The 4948-nt window shown below is 39.2% G+C and carries 5 protein-coding genes; all 5 read right to left on the bottom strand.

Translation table 11 applies throughout. The features are described from left to right. Positions 1-334 precede the first annotated feature (334 nt). Positions 335-1831 (bottom strand): lysine--tRNA ligase, encoded by a 1497-nt coding sequence (gene lysS / locus HCB49_RS14270; protein ID WP_185605346.1) that lies wholly within the window; start codon positions 1829-1831, stop codon positions 335-337. 114 nt (positions 1832-1945) lie between these two features. Next, the gene (dusB, locus tag HCB49_RS14265) at positions 1946-2941 is read right to left on the bottom strand and encodes a tRNA dihydrouridine synthase DusB (protein ID WP_003723750.1); all 996 of its coding nucleotides are present in this window, start codon (positions 2939-2941) and stop codon (positions 1946-1948) included. Between the two features lie 75 nt (positions 2942-3016). Then, positions 3017-3496, bottom strand: a complete 480-nt coding sequence (gene folK, locus HCB49_RS14260; RefSeq protein WP_185605345.1) for a 2-amino-4-hydroxy-6-hydroxymethyldihydropteridine diphosphokinase — start codon at positions 3494-3496, stop codon at positions 3017-3019. Beyond that, the gene (folB, locus tag HCB49_RS14255; protein WP_185605344.1) at positions 3489-3863 is read right to left on the bottom strand and encodes a dihydroneopterin aldolase; all 375 of its coding nucleotides are present in this window, start codon (positions 3861-3863) and stop codon (positions 3489-3491) included. The genes folK and folB overlap by 8 nt, the downstream gene beginning before the upstream one ends. 13 nt (positions 3864-3876) lie before the next feature. After that, the gene (folP, locus tag HCB49_RS14250) at positions 3877-4692 is read right to left on the bottom strand and encodes a dihydropteroate synthase (protein ID WP_185605343.1); all 816 of its coding nucleotides are present in this window, start codon (positions 4690-4692) and stop codon (positions 3877-3879) included. Positions 4693-4948: the final 256 nt, after the last annotated feature.

Below are 4948 nucleotides of genomic sequence, written 5' to 3'. Positions count from 1 at the left end.
TTCTGCCCTGCGATTACCAGTGAGACTTTACGTCTCATTGCTTTTCGTCTTCTTCTTTGTTCAGTTTTCAAAGGTCACTTTTTCTTCTTCGTTGCCTTTAGCAGCAACTCTTATATCTTACTCTATCTAGTTATCAAAGTCAAGATGTTTTTTCAAAAAAATTTAATTTCCTGAATCACATTTTGCATTTGTTTAACTGGAACGTTTATAAATATATCATGTTTTTATGGGTATTGCAAGCATATTTTAAGAAAAAGTTTCTCTTTGGCAAATTTGTTTTTTTCTGAGAAAATAACAAAATCCAGAACCGATATTATCAGCTCTGGATTTTTTATTAATCGCGATGTTTCATTGTTGGGAATAGTAGGATATCACGGATGGATGGAGCGTCAGTTAATAGCATTACTAGACGGTCTATACCTATACCTAGTCCACCTGTTGGCGGTAATCCATATTCTAAAGCTTCAAGGAAATCTGCATCCATTCCGTGTGCTTCATCATTTCCTTGTTCACGTTCTTTTATTTGCGCCTCAAAACGTTCTCTTTGATCAATTGGATCATTTAACTCTGAGAAGGCATTTGCGTGTTCACGACCGACGATGAATAATTCAAAACGATCAGTAAAACGTTCGTCTTCTTTATTTTTCTTAGCTAAAGGAGAGATTTCTACTGGATGTCCGTAAACAAATGTCGGTTGAATTAGTTTTTCTTCTACGTATGTTTCGAAAAACTCGTTAAGAATATGGCCATATGTCATATGTTCCGTTACTGGTACACCATGTTTTTTAGCTAGTTCGCGCGCTTCTTCATCAGAAGTTACGTTCCAGAAATCTACGCCTACATATTCTTTTACCGCATCAGCCATGTGTACACGACGCCAGTTTGGAGTTAGATCTACTTTGTATTCGCCGTATGTTATTTCTGTTGTTCCGTTTACTTGTTTACATACAGTGGATACTAAACCTTCTACTAAGTCCATAACATCTTCGTAATCTTCGTATGCCGCGTATGATTCTAGCATTGTAAATTCAGGGTTGTGGCGTGTGGATGTTCCTTCATTACGGAAAACACGGCCAATTTCGTATACTTTATCCATCCCACCGACGATTAGGCGTTTTAGGTGAAGTTCTAAAGCGATTCGTAAGTATAATTCCATATCAAGTGCATTGTGGTGTGTGATAAACGGTTTTGCAGCAGCGCCACCAGCGATTGTATGAAGTACTGGAGTTTCCACTTCTAAGAATCCTTGGTTATCCATGTAATCACGAGTGTATTTCAAGATTTTACTACGCATTACAAAACGGTTTTGACTTTCTTCGTTTGTAATTAAGTCTAAGTAGCGTTGACGGTAGCGTTGTTCTACGTCTTTTAAGCCATGATATTTGTCAGGAAGTGGGCGTAATGATTTGGAAAGCAAAGTGAATTCTGTTGCTTTAACCGAAAGTTCGCCTGTATTAGTACGGAAAATAGTTCCTTTTATACCAATAATATCTCCTAAATCAGCTAATTTGAAAATGGCATATGCATCTTCGCCAATAGCGTCTTTACGGATATAGATTTGTAATTGATGGAAACGGTCTTGAATATGCGTGAAACCTACTTTACCTTTTACACGCTTCGTCATAATACGACCTGCTACAGAAACTTCAATAGCAGCTTCTTCAAGTTCTTCTTTTGATTTATCAGCGAATTTTGTTTCAAGTTCTTCCGGGCTGATGGAACGGATGAATTTTTCGCCAAAAGGATCTATGCCTTCTTCGCGTAATGTGTCCACTTTTTCGCGACGGACGATGAGTTGGTCATTTAGTTCTTCATGATTCTCGTTACTCATATAGGTACACTCCTATTCTTTTCATTTCTACAGATGTTTCCATTATACGCTTTTTTGGTATTGTTTTTCTAGTATAAATTTAAAAATTGCCCCGAAATCTCGAGGCAACGATAATTAATCTTGTTTTGCTAATGCTTTTTCCTCATACTGAAGAACAAACTCGTTTAAAATTGCTTCCATTTCAGATTGCTTCGTTGCTTGGTTAGCAGCTACTTTAGCGCGAGTACTTCCGCGAGCGCCTTTTAGATAGTAAGCTGCATGTTGTCTGAATTCACGTACTGCGATGTTTTCACCTTTTAACTCAACTAAACGGTTTAAATGTAACATGGCAGTTTGCATTTTTTCGCGTGGTTCTGGTTCTGGAAGAAGTTCGCCTGTTTCTAGGAATTTCACCGTGCGATAAATCATCCATGGGTTTCCGAGGGCAGCGCGGCCGATCATTACGCCATCTGCACCTGTATGTTCAAGGATTCGTTTGGCGTCTTCTGGTGTTCTTACGTCACCATTAGCCATGAACGGGATTTTTAGTTCGCGTTTTACGTCTCTAAGTACATCCCAGTTCGCGCTACCTTCATACATTTGCACACGGGTACGTCCGTGCATTGCAACCGCAGCAGCTCCGGCACGTTCAGCGGCAAGTGCGTTTTCGATAGCAAAGACATGTTCTTCGTCCCAGCCGATACGCATTTTCACTGTTACAGGTTTATCAACAGCATCCACTACAGCAGCTACCATGTCGTACACTTTATTTGGATCAAGTAGCCATTTTGCTCCAGCTTCACATTTGATAATTTTGTTAACCGGGCAACCCATATTAATATCAATAATATCTGCTGTTGTATTTTCAGCTACGAATTTCGCAGCTTCCACAAGCGTTTCTTTCTCGCCACCGAAAATTTGCAGGCTCAGTGGTTTCTCTTTTTCATCAATATATAGCATATCAAGTGTTTTAGCATTACGGTATGCGATTCCTTTGTCGCTAATCATTTCACAGCAAACGAGGCCTGCTCCGAATTCTTTAACTGTTAGACGGAATGCGGAATTGGATATACCGGCCATTGGCGCCACAACTACTTGGTTCTTAATTTCTACGTTACCTATTTTAAACATTAATGGTAAACCCCTTCCTCTTAAATTGCGCTAGTGATATGTTATCATAATTACGTTTTTCTGCAAGTGCCAATTTTACCAGTTGACTTGATTTTTTATTTTTCGAACGCCTTGTTCTTCCAAAATGGCCGTATTATCCAAAAGATTGCTTTTTTCTGGTGAAATTTCTATTAGCGGAATCATGACAAAGGCGCGTTCTTTCATATAAGGATGTGGTATTTTCAGCTTTTCTGTGTCCATTTCAACATTATCATATAGTAAAACATCAATATCAATTAGGCGCGGACCCCATTTAAACAACCGAACTCGCCCCAATTCAAGTTCGAGCGCCAGGCAAAAATCTAGTAATTCAACTGGTGTAAAATTGGTTTCGATTTCTGCTGCGATGTTTAAAAATGCTGCTTGATCTTCATAGCCAACTGCGTCCGTCTCATAAACACTGGATACATTAGTGATTTTTATTTGATTGGAAGCAGCTAGGCCTCTTAGCGCATCATTTAAATTTTCTAAACGTTCGCCGATATTTGTACCAATAGACAGAAATGCTTTAGCCATTCATATCACTTCTCTTACGTTCGATTTCTACGGCAACAGAATCGTAATGTCCCGGAATCGGTGGATTTGGTTTAATAAGTTTTACAGTTACTTCTTGTAAAAGTGGATAACCTGCTAAAACTTCGGTTGCAATTTTTTCCGCAAGTGCTTCGATTAGTTTAAATGGCTCTCCTTCTACTATGCCTTTCACCGTTTCATACACTTCCGCATAGCTAACTGTATCTTCTACACTGTCTGACATTCCTGCTTTTTTTGTAGAAAGCCCGAGAATAAGCGACACTCTGAATGTTTGCCCTAATTTTGTTTCTTCTGCTAAAACTCCATGATATCCGTAAAATACTAATTCATTTAAATAAATTTTATCCAATTAAAGCACCTCTTTATAATTTTGTAATATCTAATTTGCCAGTTATCGCATCCGTCATTCGGACCATGCGCGCAATTGGAAGAACATCGTGCACGCGAGTAATTGTACAGCCTTTTGCAAACCCGTAAACTGTTGTCGCGCCTGTTCCTTCCATTCTATCTTCTGGAGTAGTCCCTAGAACAAGACCTATAGTTGATTTTCGGCTCGTTCCGAGTAAAACCTCATAACCAAGCTCAACAATTTCGTCGATACGGCGTAATACTTCTAAATTCTGAGCAGGTGTTTTAACGAACCCAAAACCCGGATCAAGAATGATATGTTCATCTGGTACCGAAGCCGCTTTTGCAATCGCAACGCTTTCTAATAAGTCGTTTTTTACGTCTTCTAGAAAATTTTCATATTGAGCGTTATCACGATTGTGCATTAGGCAGATTGGTACGCCGTATTTTGCAGCAACTTCCGCGATTTTCGGTTCTTTTTTCGCGCCCCATTGATCATTTATCATATCAGCACCAGCTAAAATCGCTTGCTCAGCTACTTCAGCGCGCCAAGAATCAACGGAAATCCATATATCCGGAAGCTTCTCTCTAACAGCTTTAATGACCGGGAGTATCCGCGCTAGTTCTTCCTCAGGTGTTACTTCCGAAAAACCAGGTCGTGTAGAAATTCCGCCAATATCAATAATCGCGGCTCCATCCTCCGCCATTTGCACAGCTCGAGCCAAAGCTTCTTCTACTTGCATATATTTTCCACCATCCGAAAAAGAGTCTGGTGTAACATTCAATATCCCCATCACCATACCTAAGTGATCCCTTTTCCACTTTTTCAAGCCCAAACACCTCTTTCCGAGATTTATTATAGCAGAATTCAGTGATTTTAGCGCACAAAAAAACCGATGCGGAAAAGGGAGTAAACCGCATCGGTCAAAAAGGGAGTTTGGGATCTTCATTCTAAAAGGGGGGAGAAGAATGAAAATGTTTTGCTTGTTGTTAGCTTATAAATATATATTAACCCAAAAATTGGTGGATATACTGTGATTTTTGTTAGAGTTTCATGAGATTTTTCCGTTTTTATTTTCATTTTTT

Origin of the sequence: Listeria cossartiae subsp. cayugensis, assembly GCF_014229095.1 — a bacterium.
In the GTDB taxonomy this organism is placed as follows: domain Bacteria; phylum Bacillota; class Bacilli; order Lactobacillales; family Listeriaceae; genus Listeria; species Listeria cayugensis.
Note: the sequence above shows the minus strand (reverse complement) of the source record. Positions and strands in the feature narration are given on the sequence as shown.